Annotated in this window: 15 protein-coding genes; 1 reads left to right on the plus strand and 14 read right to left on the minus strand. The window is 32.9% G+C overall.

Annotated elements, in window-relative coordinates:
- Window position 1 precedes the first annotated feature (1 nt).
- Entirely contained in the window at window positions 2–2,665 is a 2,664-nt protein-coding gene (locus G5B32_RS06250) for a UvrD-helicase domain-containing protein (protein ID WP_165290689.1), read from the plus strand.
- A 319-nt stretch (window positions 2,666–2,984) separates the two neighbouring features.
- Here the strand turns inward: G5B32_RS06250 and G5B32_RS06255 are convergent, their stop codons facing one another.
- The 14 genes from G5B32_RS06255 to mnmE form a co-directional block, all read right to left on the minus strand.
- Complete coding sequence (locus G5B32_RS06255; protein ID WP_165290690.1) at window positions 2,985–3,248, minus strand: hypothetical protein; 264 nt, start codon at window positions 3,246–3,248, stop codon at window positions 2,985–2,987.
- 41 nt (window positions 3,249–3,289) lie between these two features.
- Window positions 3,290–4,546: a Y-family DNA polymerase gene (locus G5B32_RS06260; protein WP_165290691.1), complete on the minus strand. Its 1,257-nt coding sequence runs from the start codon at window positions 4,544–4,546 to the stop codon at window positions 3,290–3,292.
- Between the two features lie 2 nt (window positions 4,547–4,548).
- Entirely contained in the window at window positions 4,549–4,971 is a 423-nt protein-coding gene (locus tag G5B32_RS06265; RefSeq protein ID WP_165290692.1) for a LexA family protein, read from the minus strand.
- An 87-nt stretch (window positions 4,972–5,058) separates the two neighbouring features.
- Window positions 5,059–5,862, minus strand: a complete 804-nt coding sequence (locus tag G5B32_RS06270) for an SOS response-associated peptidase (RefSeq protein ID WP_165290693.1) — start codon at window positions 5,860–5,862, stop codon at window positions 5,059–5,061.
- Window positions 5,863–5,866: 4 nt separating this feature from the next.
- Window positions 5,867–6,343 (minus strand): hypothetical protein, encoded by a 477-nt coding sequence (locus G5B32_RS06275; protein WP_165290694.1) that lies wholly within the window; start codon window positions 6,341–6,343, stop codon window positions 5,867–5,869.
- Between the two features lie 210 nt (window positions 6,344–6,553).
- Window positions 6,554–7,660, minus strand: coding sequence for a hypothetical protein (locus G5B32_RS06280; protein WP_165290695.1), 1,107 nt, complete (start codon window positions 7,658–7,660; stop codon window positions 6,554–6,556).
- Window positions 7,661–7,944: 284 nt separating this feature from the next.
- Window positions 7,945–8,964 carry a class 1 fructose-1,6-bisphosphatase gene (locus G5B32_RS06285; protein WP_206366808.1) on the minus strand — a complete coding sequence of 340 codons (1,020 nt, stop codon included), beginning with the start codon at window positions 8,962–8,964 and terminating at the stop codon, window positions 7,945–7,947.
- A gap of 12 nt (window positions 8,965–8,976) precedes the next feature.
- On the minus strand, window positions 8,977–10,119 hold the full coding sequence (locus G5B32_RS06290; protein WP_165290697.1) for a glyceraldehyde-3-phosphate dehydrogenase: 1,143 nt from the start codon (window positions 10,117–10,119) through the stop codon (window positions 8,977–8,979).
- Complete coding sequence (locus tag G5B32_RS06295; protein WP_206366809.1) at window positions 10,086–10,445, minus strand: hypothetical protein; 360 nt, start codon at window positions 10,443–10,445, stop codon at window positions 10,086–10,088. The genes G5B32_RS06290 and G5B32_RS06295 overlap by 34 nt, the downstream gene beginning before the upstream one ends.
- A gap of 400 nt (window positions 10,446–10,845) precedes the next feature.
- Complete coding sequence (locus G5B32_RS06300) at window positions 10,846–11,169, minus strand: helix-turn-helix domain-containing protein (protein ID WP_165290699.1); 324 nt, start codon at window positions 11,167–11,169, stop codon at window positions 10,846–10,848.
- 73 nt (window positions 11,170–11,242) lie between these two features.
- Complete coding sequence (locus G5B32_RS06305; RefSeq protein WP_165290700.1) at window positions 11,243–12,061, minus strand: hypothetical protein; 819 nt, start codon at window positions 12,059–12,061, stop codon at window positions 11,243–11,245.
- Window positions 12,058–13,173, minus strand: coding sequence for a tyrosine-type recombinase/integrase (locus G5B32_RS06310; RefSeq protein WP_165290701.1), 1,116 nt, complete (start codon window positions 13,171–13,173; stop codon window positions 12,058–12,060). The genes G5B32_RS06305 and G5B32_RS06310 overlap by 4 nt, the downstream gene beginning before the upstream one ends.
- Before the next feature lie 2 nt (window positions 13,174–13,175).
- A complete protein-coding gene (locus G5B32_RS06315) occupies window positions 13,176–13,535 on the minus strand; it encodes a helix-turn-helix domain-containing protein (protein WP_165290702.1) in 360 nt (119 codons plus the stop codon).
- 279 nt (window positions 13,536–13,814) lie between these two features.
- A complete protein-coding gene (gene mnmE / locus G5B32_RS06320) occupies window positions 13,815–15,194 on the minus strand; it encodes a tRNA uridine-5-carboxymethylaminomethyl(34) synthesis GTPase MnmE (RefSeq protein ID WP_165290703.1) in 1,380 nt (459 codons plus the stop codon).
- Window positions 15,195–15,327 lie beyond the last annotated feature (133 nt).

The raw sequence follows: 15,327 nt of genomic DNA on the forward strand, positions 1-15,327 counted from the left end.
TATGAGTTTGAGACTTATCATTTTATTCGTAATAATTATTGCTGGAATTGTATACAAACATTTTACAGACAGAAAAAAATATGAGAATGTTGTATACCAAAAAAATCTAGAAATAATTAAGTCATTTCTTGATATAATTCATTCATTAAATGATTATGTTACTTGGGTGCATCGTGATCATTTAAAAGCAGAATATGCTAAAGTTGGCAAGTTCTTTCGGAATAAAACCAATTACTATAAGAAAGAGAGTACTGTCAAAAATTTTAACGAGATATTTGAAGATTTTGATAACTATATTGTTGAGTATAACCAGAATTACGTTAAAACTAAACAAATACAGCTAAAAGATTATTTTGATAATATAGAGGGTAAAAAGCTAGATGTTCAACAGCGTAATGCAGTAATAACTGATGAATATTCAAATTTAATAATTGCAGGGGCCGGATCTGGCAAAACATTAACTATTCTTGGTAAAGTTCAATACCTTATTGAGCAGAAAAATATTCCTGAAAATGAGATTTTGCTATTGTCCTTTACACAAAAAACTGTTTCAGAACTCAACGAAAGATTAAAGAATATAAATATTAGCACGCAAGCAACCACCTTTCATAAATTAGGATTTGACACTATAAAAACCCATCTTTCAAATACACCTGCTGTTACGAATGAAAACACGTTGACTAATGTGATAAAATCCTATTTGCAAAAAGATATTCTGGAGAATACTACTGCCCTACAATCCTTTATTCAATATGTAACTTGTTATATGAATATTCCTGAAGAGTATGATAATTATGACTCCTTAGGTGAAAAAATTGACATGGAGAAGGGCATTGATTTCCAAACATTAAAATCAAAATGTGAACCGCTAAATATTGTCGCCAAAGCAAAACACGACACAATTCAGGGAGAAAGGGTTAAAAGTGTAGAAGAGCTCATGATAGCTAATTTCTTCTATCTTCATGGAATAAATTATGAATATGAGAAACCTTACCCACATGGTGACACCATGTATCGTCCAGATTTCTACCTTAAAGATTATGATATTTATCTAGAACATTTTGGTGTAAATGAACACAATCGTGCACAATGGCTTACACCTTTAAATGAGCAAAAGTACGTGGATGAAATGCATTTAAAAAGGGAAACGCACAAAACCTACAACACCAAGCTCATAGAAACATATTCTTACTATAATAGAGACAAAATCTTGCTACAGAAGCTACAAGAAATGTTGACAGCCGAGCAAGTGACATTAAGGCCTAGAGACGTAAAAGATATCTATGCTAAAGTGACGAGTAATGATCAGCATTTAGGAGACGAAATAATAAGATTAATTGAAAGTTTTATCAACCTGAGTAAATCTAGAAGGTTAAGCAGCAATGAATTAGTAAGTATATTTTTAAATAAAAAAAGCAAAAAGAATGATTTTATGTACGAACGTCAAGGCATGTTCTTACAATTTGTTCTCCCCATTCTTGAAAAATACAACAACACATTGAAGGAAAGGAATGAACTAGATTTCAATGATATGATAAACCTAGCTACAGATTTAATAATAGCAAATAAACCAAGATATAAGTACAAACATATTATTATAGATGAATATCAAGACATATCATTTTCTAGGTTTAATTTAATTAAAGAAATTAGGGATTTATGCAATGCGAGATTGATATGTGTGGGAGATGATTGGCAATCAATTTATAGATTTGCTGGTAGTGACATATCTCTGTTTAGTAATTTTGGCAAATATGTTGGAGAGTATCAGCAGTTATTAATAGAACAAACTTATAGAAATTCACAAAGTCTAATCGATATTACCTCAAAATACATACTTAAAAATCCAATACAACTTAAAAAGAAACCTAAATCTCAAAAAGAGAACTTAGCAAATCCTATAAAATTTGTAAATTATAATGAAGGAGATATTAAAAATGTATTAATTGATGAAATAAGCTCATTAGTTCATAAATACGGAAATAAATCCATATTAATTCTCGGAAGACATAGCTTTGACATCAATGAAATTATCACACTAACTTCAGCTAACACTATAAAATATTATGAAAGTTCAGGAAAATTAGAAATCAAAGGCTTCGAGCAAATGGACATAAAATATCTAACTGTTCACAAATCTAAAGGTACAGAAGCAGATAATGTCATTGTTTTAAAACTTCAAAATGACCTACTAGGTTTCCCTAACAAAATGACAGACGACCCCATCATATCTCTATTACTTAGTGATAATGAAGAATATAAGTTTGCAGAAGAACGTAGGTTATTCTATGTAGCACTAACACGGACTAAGAATGAAGTAATATTACTAACTCCTTCAGATACGTCTCTATTTGTCGAAGAACTACTCATGGATAACAATTATGTGATTACATCAAATGGCGAATCACTTAAAACTACGACATGTCCGTATTGTAAATCAGGAAAACTTATTATCAGAAAGAATACATCCAATGCATCACAATTTTTAGGTTGTTCACATTATCCTATGTGTAATCAAACATTTAAAGATTTAGAAATACTTAATAATAGCATTATGTGTTCTTCATGTCAAAGTGGATATATGATTAGAAAAAGTGGAAAGTACGGAAACTTCTTAGGCTGTAGTTGTTATCCCAGATGTAAGAATACCATAAAATTAAACTAATGTAATTATAACGCGTGAGGGATTGCCGTGAAAATCCTCTAATCCAGAAGAGATTGAAACAAAAAGCCCGTCCTTGAAAGGGCACGCCAAAGCTAAAACCTTACATATATTTTCCTGTTAGATGCAAACTAAAAAAATGATAAGTTGATAATCATTAGCTACAAGCAAACTAAAGATTATTAGCTATTTGATTTTCCTTTTAGAAGGACTAAGACATTTAAACACAAACATCCTAACAACCACTTAAACTAAAAAGTATTAACACTTTACTAATCAAGAAATTATAATAACATAATTAAACTACCCATACACATAACATCTACCCTAACAATACCTCACCAAATAAATCTCCATTTCGTATATTATACAACGCATCCTCAATAACTAATAGATGTAATTCTTCCATAGGAATACAAGCATTCGCAATCCATTTGGAATCTAAATCAAAGAATTTATCCATATCTACCTTCTCCGGTATCCATGTTGGATTATCATCTGTTAAGGGAGTATTAGAACGCAGAATGGTATACCCCTGCATTTTCAGCTTCATCAAAATGGGATGATTTAATTTTACAAAGATCATAATGAAGTGTTTTGTTAATAACAACACACATCGACCTTTGTTTACAGTTTAATGGTAATGATATCCTGTAGCTTTGTGGTATAGCAGGGAGATAACTTCTCTTGGCGCATAGTCCATTTCTTTTTACCTTGAGAAGCTAATCGAATGGTATGCTGTCCATACTGCTTATTCATACTATCCAAAGCCTTCATCAGTGCATCGTGTCTTTTATCACGAGCCTCAAATAAAGACATTTGCTCCACATCTGCTGGTAAGAAATCAGCAACAATGACGCCCGCCTTTTTATAGGCATAGCCCTCTTTAAATATACGACGCAATGCAATAGTAGCATACTTGGATAGTTCAATAGCCGAGTTCGTGGCAAAAGGTAGGTCAATAGTTATTGAATTTTGATACTGCTGCTGTTCCGCTCTAAACCTATTGGTCATCAGAAATACGGTAATGGACCGACAAAAAGAATTTTGCTTTCTTAACTTTTCAGCGCAGGAACTCGAAAATGTAGACACACGTTCTTGCACCTCTTCAAACTTGGTGTAATTCACATCAAAGCTACGCGTGCTCGCTATATTCTTTTTGTTCTCCAGCCCTTCTAAATCTAGAGTTGGAATGCCCGACAAATCCCTTTTTAACCGCAACCCTACTATAGACAAATGCTTTTGCACCCACTGATCATTAAGCCGAGTAAAGTCATAAGCTGAATCTACACCAAGCTGAAATAAACGCTTGGCATGCTGACGACCAATACCCCATACATCTTCAATATCTAACCACTTTAATGCTTTTTCAATTTGAACAGTTGTACGCATGACATGACATCCATTAGATTCATCAGGATATTTCTTTGCAATACGATTGGCCACTTTTGCCAGTGATTTAGTCGGTGCTATGCCGACACTCACGTGAATCCCTGTATTATCGATTACTTCCTGACGCATTTTAATCCCATATTCTTTCAGATCTACATAATCATATCCGTCAAGCTTCATAAAGCACTCATCAATACTGTATATTTCCTGATCGATACAGTAATTTGAAAGTGTCTGCATAACCCGATTACTCATGTCACCGTATAAAGCAAAGTTGGCCGAGAATACCTGGACATTATGCTTTTTGAATAATTCACTATAATGGAATGCTGGTGCGCCCATAGGAATACCACAAGCTTTCGCTTCATTACTCCGCGCTATCACGCAACCATCATTGTTGGAAAGAACAACAATAGGTAAACCAATGAGGTCAGGCCGAAAGACACGCTCACAGGAAGCATAGAAATTATTACAATCAATAAGCGCATACATAACTAGAATGCTTTAATCACATGTGTTACCACACCCCAAACAATAAACTCATTATCCTTTGTAACACAAATTGGTTTGTAATCCTCATTCTCCGGCATCAAGATAATTTCATCTTTTCGAATTAGAAGTCGTTTTGCTGTAAATTCACCATCAATAAAACATATAGCGATACATCCATCGGTAGGCTTAATGCTTTTGTCTATGACCATGATATCTCCATCATCAATACCTGCATTTTTCATGGATACACCACGCACACGCCCATAATAAGTAGATAGTGGATGTTTAATAATTTCTTTGTTGAGATCTATTTTAGTATCCTCAAAATCTAATGCAGGACTTGGAAAACCCGCACTAATTCCACTTTCTACATAAGGAAGAAATAAAGATTTAAGGATGTCTACAGTATATAACTCAATTTTCATTCTGCAATTTTACTAAAAATATTAGCAAAATGAATGTCAAAAATTTAAATTTATAATTTTGAATAAATTAACAGCAATATTCAATAACTAAAATAAGGTATTCTCTACAGGTTTATCCTTACCTAATGGTGGTAAACCATCCCAGTTGAATGGCTCATAACGGTGCTTATCATCAGGTCTATTGGGATAGCCTCTCAATGTATAAACTGGATGATATATTAAACTATCCTTTGGCATTTCAAAATGAAATATAGCACGCATATCGTCCTCACTTATGTTATGTGAAATCCAAAGTTTCTCCAAATCTTCAGGCAAGAATAATGGCATTCGATGTTTGTTTGGACCATCATTATGGATCTGAGCCATTACATCATTTGCAGCACGCGTAAGCATCCCAAAGCTTCCTAATTTTTCTACTACACCATCCTGATCAACAGTTTCATGCCATTGATACAAACCTGGTATATAAAAAATATCTCTTCCTTTTTCAGCGATGTAATAAGGCACTTTCTTTTTCCAACCGTTTATTTTTCGGTGCTCATACGTTCCCGAAACGGGAATTAAGCAACGCTGATTTCGAAGTCTATACCAATAAGATTTTTTATCATCTAGAATTCTTTCACTGCGCGCATTCACCATACTTCTGCGTCTATTATCTTGTAGTTTCGGATCCTGGATATATGTTGGCAAAACACCCCATTCCATATCAACCAAAGCTAATCCATCACTGTCCTTATCTTTCATGATAATCGGATATTCTGGAAATGTAATAGCTTGAACGTTTTCAAAATAATCATAATTATAATCCTTTTTCTTACGCTCATCTCTAATTTTTGGATAAGAAACCTTAACCAATTCTATGTCTGTATGCAATGAAATATCCCAACACATAATTCTAGTTTTTAATTAAATCATAAGCCTTCACTTCTTTGCGAAGTCCGGCACTTTCTATAACAGCCTTTACACGGCCATGTTCTAAGGTAAATAAGATATCGACTGGATCCTTTCGCTTGAATCTTGTATTAAACCTTAAATAATTAACAATATTTACTTTATAATACTTTAGCATACGCTTTTCCCAATCCAAATCTCGAATCTTATTTAGAAAAATCCGGTAGCCTGAATTTACTTCAAGAAGCTTCTCTATTTTTTCAAAGTCCTCCGGAAGATGTAATGCCTTTCCTTCTTTCACGTCTAATTCTACAGCATGTTGATTTGCGCGTTCTTTATTTTCATAAGCTGACAATAGAAAGCCTTTACCATGGTTTACACCTGGCCAATCAAATTTTTGCAGTACATAGTCTTTGTATCCTCGTGTTATTAAATCATTGAATAATTTATGTGTCAATTGCTCAAAAGGTACGTATAACATACTAACTAAGATATGTAATTTTCTCTATATAAAAACCATCCCCCATTTTGAAAGCAACTATTTCTATAATACACACTTGCGACTAAAATTAACCAATGCAGTTACTAGGTTTATCTTAACTAAATCTGCGTGAGGGATTGCCCTGTAAATCCTCATTTCAATAAGAGCTTGCAACATATACCCTACCCCAATAAGAACAGGAAAAAAACTCTACCATCCATATTTTTTCGGTAAAGTCAAGGTTATTTTATCTAATTTCTCAAACAGTTCATCCTCAAGCTCAACAAGAGGATCATACCAATCCACTTTTCTTCTAGCCCAAATTAGATACTGTTTCATCTGATCATCAAAAGTTTCGTTCTTTATAGCATTTTCTTCCATAGCTGTTAAATATGCTCTCATTAAAGTAGCTTTTTGCCATAATTCAGCATTGGTTTTAATTGCTAAAAAATTGTTTATTTCAGTGGTTTGTTGTTTTTCTATCTCTAGTTGCCGTTGACGTTCTTTTTCTTGCGCTATTCTACGTTGTTCAATTTCTCTTTTTAACTCCTGTATTTTAAGCACTACAGTTGGAATATACTCCAGAATATCTTCTATTTTATCTTCTAATATGGTATAAGCTGTATCTTTCCACTCCTTTGAACTCCAAGAATTCTCTCCCAATTTAAAATAGAGGTTACCTGATGGAATGTAGTCATAAGATTCCCAAGAGTATTTTGGATTTTGCTTTTCAATACGATTTTGCCTTTCTCGCAGCGATATTTCCAATCTTTCGCCACTATATATTATCGTAGAATGTTGCTGTTTTACTTCGACCTTCCCTCCTATACGTCTAACTCCTAAGATTAGCATATTGAAAAACGACAGCGCTCTATCTATCATCTTTGGACTAACATTGATATTCAATACGTCATAAGCAATACTGATGAGCTTATTATCCGTATTCCCCTTACTTTGATTCTGAAAAGCCTTCTTTGCATCAATGACCAATTCATCTAACTTTCCAACCTTTCGAATAGGTAGGTTTACATTAGCATTAGTAATATCTTTAAATTTTACCCTTTTCTTTACTTCTTTTGGTTCATAACTGACTTTTTCTGCATCTTCTCGTATTAGAATGGGGAGTGATGGTATTTCAATAGTATGTCCAGATCTTACTCTTGACCAATAACCATTTTCAGGGGACGGAATATCATATTTTTTGAGTAAATCCTTAACATCTTGATATGTTCCACCATAAGTATCAATAATATATTTAAGCGGCTTTTCCCAAATAAGACTATACAGTTCTTTTCTTGTTAGATCCATTTTTTTCATATGGGATTGTATTAAAATGAGTGATCAAATTATGATTTTAGTTAAATATAGCCCATATCTTTAACTTTAATCCAACCAAATTATTATCGTATGCAGAAAGAGAATTGACTATTATCACCAATTAAATAGCATAATGCATCATAAACAAATTCAAAACTTTTATACCAACAAAATCATTTGCAGTTTTATTTTGTGCACAATTAATTCATTTTACACTAAAGGCCCAGCACAAGTCTGGACCAAACTAAACAAAAATTAAACAATAATCTTATTCTTTAAATAAGCTAACAGCTATAAAATACATGGTTATTAATACTCTCATTTTTATAAAGGCTAAGTACATACTTCACTATATTATAGCTACCTGCTATAAAAGGAACTTTTTGATGCGTCTTTACAACAGGAACACTCAGTATAGGGCGCATACCATCAATCGCTAATCCCCCTGCCTGCTCTATTATATAAGCCATTGGATTACATTCATAAAGCAATCTAAGTTTTCCTTTAGGGTGCTTGCGTGTTGAGGGGTATAGAAATATTCCACCTTGCATAAGGGTACGGTGCATATCAGCAACCATAGAACCTACATACCTAGACTTATAGGGAAAATTATTCTCAGAGTCAGATTGCTTACAAAATGCTAGAAAATCACGAATCTGGTATGGAAAATCTTCACAGTTCCCCTCATTTATTGCATACGTATTACCCGATTTGCTAAGTCTTATATTGGGGTGTGTAAGCATATATTCTCCTGAGATACTATCCAAAGTGAAGCCATACACACAAGTACCATAAGCTATTACCAGCATGGTGGAAGTACCATAAATAACGTACCCAGCTAACTTCTGCTCACGTCCAGACTTTATACAAGGATAACCATCATATAATTTGCGTTCCTGGCTATAAATTGAAAATACAGAACCAACAGACACATTAACATCAATATTAGAGGAGCCATCTAAAGGATCCATACATACGGTGTATATGGTCCCTTGATGATTTATATTATTGAGCTCTAATGTATCTTCACATTCTTCAGAAATTAAATAATGACATTGATTTCCCTTTTGGAGAAAAGACAAAAACACATTATGCGCTTCTATATCAAGCCTGTGTTGCTTCTCTCCGTGCGTATTTAAGGTTTCAACGCTATTAGACAGTGTATCAAAAATATTTCTATTTATCAATCCACTAATGACTTTCGATGCAGAAACAATATCCATTAACATAGATGATAAATTTGGGGTAATTACCGCATCTTGAACATCCTTGTTCAAGTGCTGGCTAATTGTATCACATATCATACTATACAGTAACTAGTTAGAATACGTCATTAAACCTAGCTGTTTACCTTTTAAATCATGAACAGGCTTAGGATCCATATGCTGCTTTGCTAAATACCCAGCAAATCCAAGCACCTGCATAGTGTAACCATATTCATTATCATACCATACATAGAGTGTTAATGTTCGGCCATCTGATGATAAAGAAGTTGAAGAAGCATCAATTATACCTGTTGCAGGATTACCTAAAATATCGGATGAAACGAGATCTTCATCAAAACACAAGCCTATCTGTTTATGTTTAGCTGGCTTTAATGAAAACCCCATAAACAACTGATGAACATCTGGTATTGCTATATTCTTATTAAGTTCGACTACAAGTATAGCCAAAGAACCATTGGGTATAGGCACACGGATAGCATTCGCTGTTATCTTATCTTTAAGCTGCGGAATAATCTTTGCTATAGCCGACCCAGCACCTGTTTCAGTTATCACCATATTTAAAGCAGCTGCACGTCCCCTTCTCGCTTTTGCATGCATGTTATCTACCAAGTTTTGATCATTTGTATACGCATGAATCGTTTCAATGTGCACTTTAAGAATACCATATTGCTTTTCCAAAACCTCTAACACCGGTGCTATTGCATTTGTGGTGCAGGAAGCTGTCGAATATAATTGTTGATCAGTCATCTTACTTTGCTTGTGATTAACACCATAAACTACATTAGGTATATCTTTTGCTGGAGCTGTAACAATTACTTTGGCGATACTTCCGCAAGTAAGATGCTTTGCTAAATTTTTCTTATCTCTACATATACCTGTGTTATCAATTAATAAGGCATTTTCAATACCATAATCTTTATAATTTATTTCATTAGGATGCTGTGCAGCTATAAATCGCACCTGCAAGCCATTAATAATTAAACTATGAGACTGTTCATCTATGTCAATTCTACCTCTAAATGCACCATGTATAGAGTCTTTAGCAAGTAAGGATGCTCTTTTTTGCAGCGTATTTAAATTTATGGGATCACGCGTCACTACAGCACATAATTTAAGCTGTACTTTTAAAGCTGGATCAGTACATAATTCACGCGCTAAAATCCTACCAATACGTCCAAATCCATATAAAACAACATCCTTTACTTCAGAGTATGCTGCAAGTGTATAGACCATAATTTAGCGATTAAAGACTCTTTGTTAATTAGCTGACTTTCATCAAAACTATCCTTTAATAGTCCAATATCAATTACAGCAGGTAATTCCGGTAGGCACATTAAATCTTTTATTATCTCCAATATGTTATGCAGCTTATATGGAGTAAGTTCAGCTACGGATTGCCGGTGAAAATTTAGCAGATATTCTACTTTCTCATCTACTAAGCTATATCCATGATACAAACAAAGTACCTTACGGTCTTTCCATAGGCTATTTGCTAAAAGTGTGATGGTTAGGCATTCCTCTTGTTGTTTCTCGAATTGAGTCAAGCAATCTGTTAACATGTTGTTCATCTATAATTGGTAAATTTATTCCTCAAAATTAGGTTGAAAAATTATTAGAAAGAACCATGCATTATAATTTTAATAATACTTAACACTATTAAATATTTATATTATAATTTTAACACGCCAAAACAATGTGTTATTACGAAATAAACAAAAGATTGCGTAAGAAAATGTTTATTGGCTAATAGATGAAATATAGTAATTAGAGTCTTAATTTGATTTGTAAAAATGGAGTAACCTATCAGAAGAATATTTTTAATTTTCAAGCATAGATTATAATACGAAACTTAATAAATAAATGGAAATAATTATATTACAAGCATTTATGCTGGATATGTGAATCAAAATGTTCGAACTTTATTTAAACAATATTAATGTTTTTTAAATCTCAGCTGTTTTACTTTTGTAAATAAATTTCTGATAAATAATCCAGTTGATCTTTGGTTAGTCTCTGACCTGCTTTGAGCCACGATTCTAATTCAGTCTCATAAAAATATAGTCTGTTTCCCCTTTTGAAATGCGGGATTTCTAAATTTTTAGATTTACGGTAGATACTGGGTATTGAAAGCAATAATATTTGAGCCGCTTTAGATACACCTATAGGTCTTTCTTTAATCTCAGTTATTTGAGGATTTCTTGAACCTACTGCCCTTTTTACAATTTGTTCAATTAAATCAATAAATTCTTGCTTGTTAATATTAGTAATCAATACTTGTTCCATATTATATTATTAAGTACAAATAATCAATGAGACAAAATTACTTTTAATCAAATTCCTTAATGCCAAAAAGGAACTAAAAAATTAATTTATTCAAAAATCGATTATCATAATCTCCATTAAGATACTTTTTCAATGTTTCTACTGTACCAATACTCTTACCGTTATCTAGTCTTATAAACTTTCGATGCATCCATTTTGCTAAAGATTTCTTTTCAACGTTTAAATAACCAGCCCCAATTAAAAATTTAAAAAACTCGCAAAACTTTCTGGATTCTTTAACATCAATATTATAAATAACATTATTTACTCTCCCTTTAAAGAACTCTTGCTCAAATTCTAGTCTTTGCCCCAAATCAGGAATTAAAACATCTAAATATCGCTTTATGATCACTAAATCTTGAGATATAACGTTATTCATATTAAACTGGACTTTACCAAATTCTTCAGGAGTTGAGCGCACAAAACTTCTGTGATGCCTAATATTTAATTCTGTCTCATAAAGATCATTTTTAATTGTATACAGAGGCAAAATATTATTATTTATAAAATCTAAATATCCTCGTACTATTACATGATCATTCCCCGTTATAAGATGTTTAATTATTGCAAATTCAGAAACAGACTGCTTCAAGGAAATTAACTTTTCATGAACATCTAGCCAGTCATCTTTTCCAAGTAACATGCGTACAACTTCTAATTGACCTTGTAAAAAATCGTTTATGACATTTGATCCTTTTAATATAAACTTCAGATGATCTACATATTTATATACTATCTCATATTGTACATTAGGTTCATATTCGTTGTAAAAATTTTTAAAATCATTCCAAAGATCCATGGATATATTTATAAAATTTCTCCCAGTATCGCAATAAAACTTAGTTAAGCTCATATAATTATACTGTTAGCTATTTTTACACGCTGACCAATTTTCATATGGCTATAAATCTCGGTTGTTTTAAGATTTTTATGATGCAACATTTCTTTTCCTGCATAAATACCATACTTTTCGATTACTATTACTGCATAAGTATGTCTGAAATTATGCCAAGTTATTTTTTTCTTTATTCCAGCAAGATGTAACCATCTTTCCAATAATTTATTGTTATTAGCAGAATACTTTAAACCCCTAAACACCTGCTCATTACTTTTTCCTATTTTACCCATAAGTTCAAATGCTTGCTCGGAAATAGGATGATAAATATACTCTCCCATTTTTGCGCTTTTCAATCTTAAACTATGTTTATTTATTGAATCGTAAGAGTAAGAACTCCATGCTAAAGGAAAAACATCACTCACCCTTAAACCCGTTACAATACAAAATAGTGCTGCTCTTTTTATAGTATCAACTTCACAGGGAGTTTCCATTAAACTTTTAATCTCATCCTCTTCTAAAAACTCACGAAATGGCTTTTCTGACTTAGGAGATTGAATCCTTGATGTAAATGTTTTAGAAATTAGTCCTTGCAAATAAGCCTCTTTAATAGCGGCTTTGAATTTATTGTAATACATATGCTTAGAATTAGCACTTAATTTGTTCATTTCGCTTTTAAGTGTAGTTGTTCTTTCTAAATACATTTTGAAATCTCTACACAATTTTTCTGTTATATCTTTAAACTTACAGTGGTTATTGGTGAATCTACTAAAATATGTATATGAACTTTTCCATGTATTATAATTACCATCTGAAGTAGCGCGTTTTTTAGATTCATTTTTAAAGAAATCTAAAAAGCTTTCTTCTTGTGAAAAAAAAGAGCCCTCTTCAAATGCACCAGTAAGTAAACTATTAGTTCTTTCTATTCTAATTTTATCTGCTGCAGCTTTTATTATTTCATTTTTTTGCCTTTCTAATGGATCTTTAGTTTTCTTATTATAATAAAGTTTTAAATACTCTCTACGGGTAGATTTACCACTTTTTGGGTTGACAATTGGGGGATAATAGTCTAAATACAGACTTACACGACCATCTTTCAATTGACTTTCTCTTAATTTAACGTTTATCATGGTTATAATTTTATAAATTCATAAATATCTGCTCTAGCTATAATTACACGCCTACCAATCATTATGGTTTTTATTCTTCCTTGCTTAATTAGTCTCCATAATGTACTACGGCTAATTCCTAAAAGTTGGCATGTTTCAACTACATTGAGAACTGGTCTATTTGATCCTAAATCATTTGTTTTAGGAGTTTTTAATTTCTCATGTGTTTCTTCAAGAGATTTTAATAGTTTTTTATCACGAATTTCCTTCTTATAAAATCTACTATTACAAGTTTTACTACAAAATCTAGTTACTGTTGTCCTTGCTAAAAAAGCATTTCCGCAAAAATCGCAGATACGACTAATTTTGATATTACTTGACATGTTTATTTAAATTTATAATGTTTCATGAAATCACCTCGCGATGTTTCCTCGTGTTTCCTGATGTTTCCTGATGTTTCCTGATGTTTCATAATTCCACCACACTATTTAAATTTGTACGGATTTTGTATTTTTCAATTTCGACGTACAAAATCCGTACAAATCCATAACAAAGAACACAAACCAAATATAAGTAAAAATAAACAAAAAACCCCTTAAAACATTAGTTTTAAGGGGTTTATATATTGTTAGTAATTATCCGTTATTACCGTTAATTACGATTTATTTGCCGATACAAAATTTCGAGAATATATTATCCAATAAGTCGTCTGTGGTAACTGTCCCAGTGATTTCTCCGAGGTGGTGCAACGCTTGGCGGATATCCATGGCCAGAAAATCCGAGGTTACAGGATTATCAATACCATATAATACCTTTTCCAAAGCAGTTTGGGTATGTTGTAACGCTTCGACGTGGCGAATGTTCGTCACCATCACATCATCCGTATTGATATTAGAAAGATTCACTTGATTTAGCAATTCATCCTTTAACTCCTCTATACCAAGTTGCTCTTTAGCAGAGATATATAATGGATTTAACACCTGATATTCTGCACGTTGTGATTCCGTAATTAAATCTGATTTATTGATAATAGTTACAAAAGGAATATTCAAATCTTTGACTTCCTGGATCTGTTCCTGAACAGCCTCAATTTTATCTTGTGTAGGATCAAAAAGGTAAATAATCAAACGTGCTTGCTTCATTTTTTCGCGTGTGCGCTCCACTCCTTTTGCCTCAATCACGTCTTCTGTATGACGTATACCTGCTGTGTCGATGAAACGGAAAGTAATCCCTTTGATATTGATTTCATCCTCAATCGTATCACGTGTCGTACCGGCAATATCTGATACAATAGCACGTTCTTCGTTCAACAATGCATTTAATAGTGTTGATTTCCCAACATTCGGTTTACCCGCTATGACTACAGGAACACCATTCTTCAGTACATTTCCTTGTTCGAAAGAAGCTATTAACTTATTGATTACCGAATATATCTTCTGAATCAGCGCTTTCAGTTGATCACGGTTTGCAAATTCTACATCTTCTTCGGAGAAATCTAATTCTAACTCAATCAACGATGCAAAGTGCACTAAATCTTCCCGAAGCTTTTTCAACTGATTGGAAAAGCCTCCACGCATTTGTTGCATTGCAATTTGGTGAGATGCTGCCGAATTAGAAGCGATCAAATCCGCTACAGCTTCCGCCTGTGATAAATCCAGTCCACCATTCAAGAAAGCACGTAAAGTAAATTCTCCTGGACGTGCTGCTCGTGCCCCTTTGCGAATCAATAAATTGATTACACGCTCGATGATATATTTCGAATTGTGCGTAGATATCTCAACTGAATTTTCTTTTGTATAAGAATTAGGACCTACAAAAAGTGACACTAACACCTCATCTATAATCTCCTCGCCTTCGCGGATTGTACCAAAATGAATGGTATGCGAAGCCTGCTTTTTGAGATCTTTACCTTTGAAAACGGAATTGACTAAACTAATAGCATCTGTTCCCGAAACACGAATCACGGCAATGGCACCTTGCGAACCTGGAGAAGTAGCTAATGCTACGATAGTATCTTGCGTATTGGAAGTACTTACTGACATAGCCACAAAGGTACTAACATAGTTTAAGAAAATGAATTATCGTTTTCCAATACAAACATTAAACCTAACAAGGTCTTTACAATCTAATACAGTTGATTTAACTATTTTTGTAATTCAGTATAATTCAGTTGTA

Origin of the sequence: Sphingobacterium sp. SGL-16, from assembly GCF_011043515.1 — a bacterium.
GTDB classification, from domain to species: domain Bacteria; phylum Bacteroidota; class Bacteroidia; order Sphingobacteriales; family Sphingobacteriaceae; genus Sphingobacterium; species Sphingobacterium litopenaei.

Excerpts from the sequence above, each read along its gene's own strand:
- mnmE (WP_165290703.1), bottom strand. The coding sequence starts at position 15,194 with ATGTCAGTAAGTACTTCCAATACGCAAGATACTATCGTAGCATTAGCT.
- G5B32_RS06310 (WP_165290701.1), bottom strand. The coding sequence starts at position 13,173 with ATGATAAACGTTAAATTAAGAGAAAGTCAATTGAAAGATGGTCGTGTA.
- G5B32_RS06295 (WP_206366809.1), bottom strand. The coding sequence starts at position 10,445 with ATGTTAACAGATTGCTTGACTCAATTCGAGAAACAACAAGAGGAATGC.
- G5B32_RS06260 (WP_165290691.1), bottom strand. The coding sequence starts at position 4,546 with ATGTATGCGCTTATTGATTGTAATAATTTCTATGCTTCCTGTGAGCGT.
- G5B32_RS06265 (WP_165290692.1), bottom strand. The coding sequence starts at position 4,971 with ATGAAAATTGAGTTATATACTGTAGACATCCTTAAATCTTTATTTCTT.
- G5B32_RS06285 (WP_206366808.1), bottom strand. The coding sequence starts at position 8,964 with ATGATATGTGATACAATTAGCCAGCACTTGAACAAGGATGTTCAAGAT.
- G5B32_RS06305 (WP_165290700.1), bottom strand. The coding sequence starts at position 12,061 with ATGAGCTTAACTAAGTTTTATTGCGATACTGGGAGAAATTTTATAAAT.
- G5B32_RS06250 (WP_165290689.1), top strand. The coding sequence starts at position 2 with ATGAGTTTGAGACTTATCATTTTATTCGTAATAATTATTGCTGGAATT.
- G5B32_RS06300 (WP_165290699.1), bottom strand. The coding sequence starts at position 11,169 with ATGGAACAAGTATTGATTACTAATATTAACAAGCAAGAATTTATTGAT.
- G5B32_RS06280 (WP_165290695.1), bottom strand. The coding sequence starts at position 7,660 with ATGAAAAAAATGGATCTAACAAGAAAAGAACTGTATAGTCTTATTTGG.
- G5B32_RS06290 (WP_165290697.1), bottom strand. The coding sequence starts at position 10,119 with ATGGTCTATACACTTGCAGCATACTCTGAAGTAAAGGATGTTGTTTTA.
- G5B32_RS06255 (WP_165290690.1), bottom strand. The coding sequence starts at position 3,248 with ATGATCTTTGTAAAATTAAATCATCCCATTTTGATGAAGCTGAAAATG.
- G5B32_RS06270 (WP_165290693.1), bottom strand. The coding sequence starts at position 5,862 with ATGTGTTGGGATATTTCATTGCATACAGACATAGAATTGGTTAAGGTT.
- G5B32_RS06275 (WP_165290694.1), bottom strand. The coding sequence starts at position 6,343 with ATGTTATACGTACCTTTTGAGCAATTGACACATAAATTATTCAATGAT.
- G5B32_RS06315 (WP_165290702.1), bottom strand. The coding sequence starts at position 13,535 with ATGTCAAGTAATATCAAAATTAGTCGTATCTGCGATTTTTGCGGAAAT.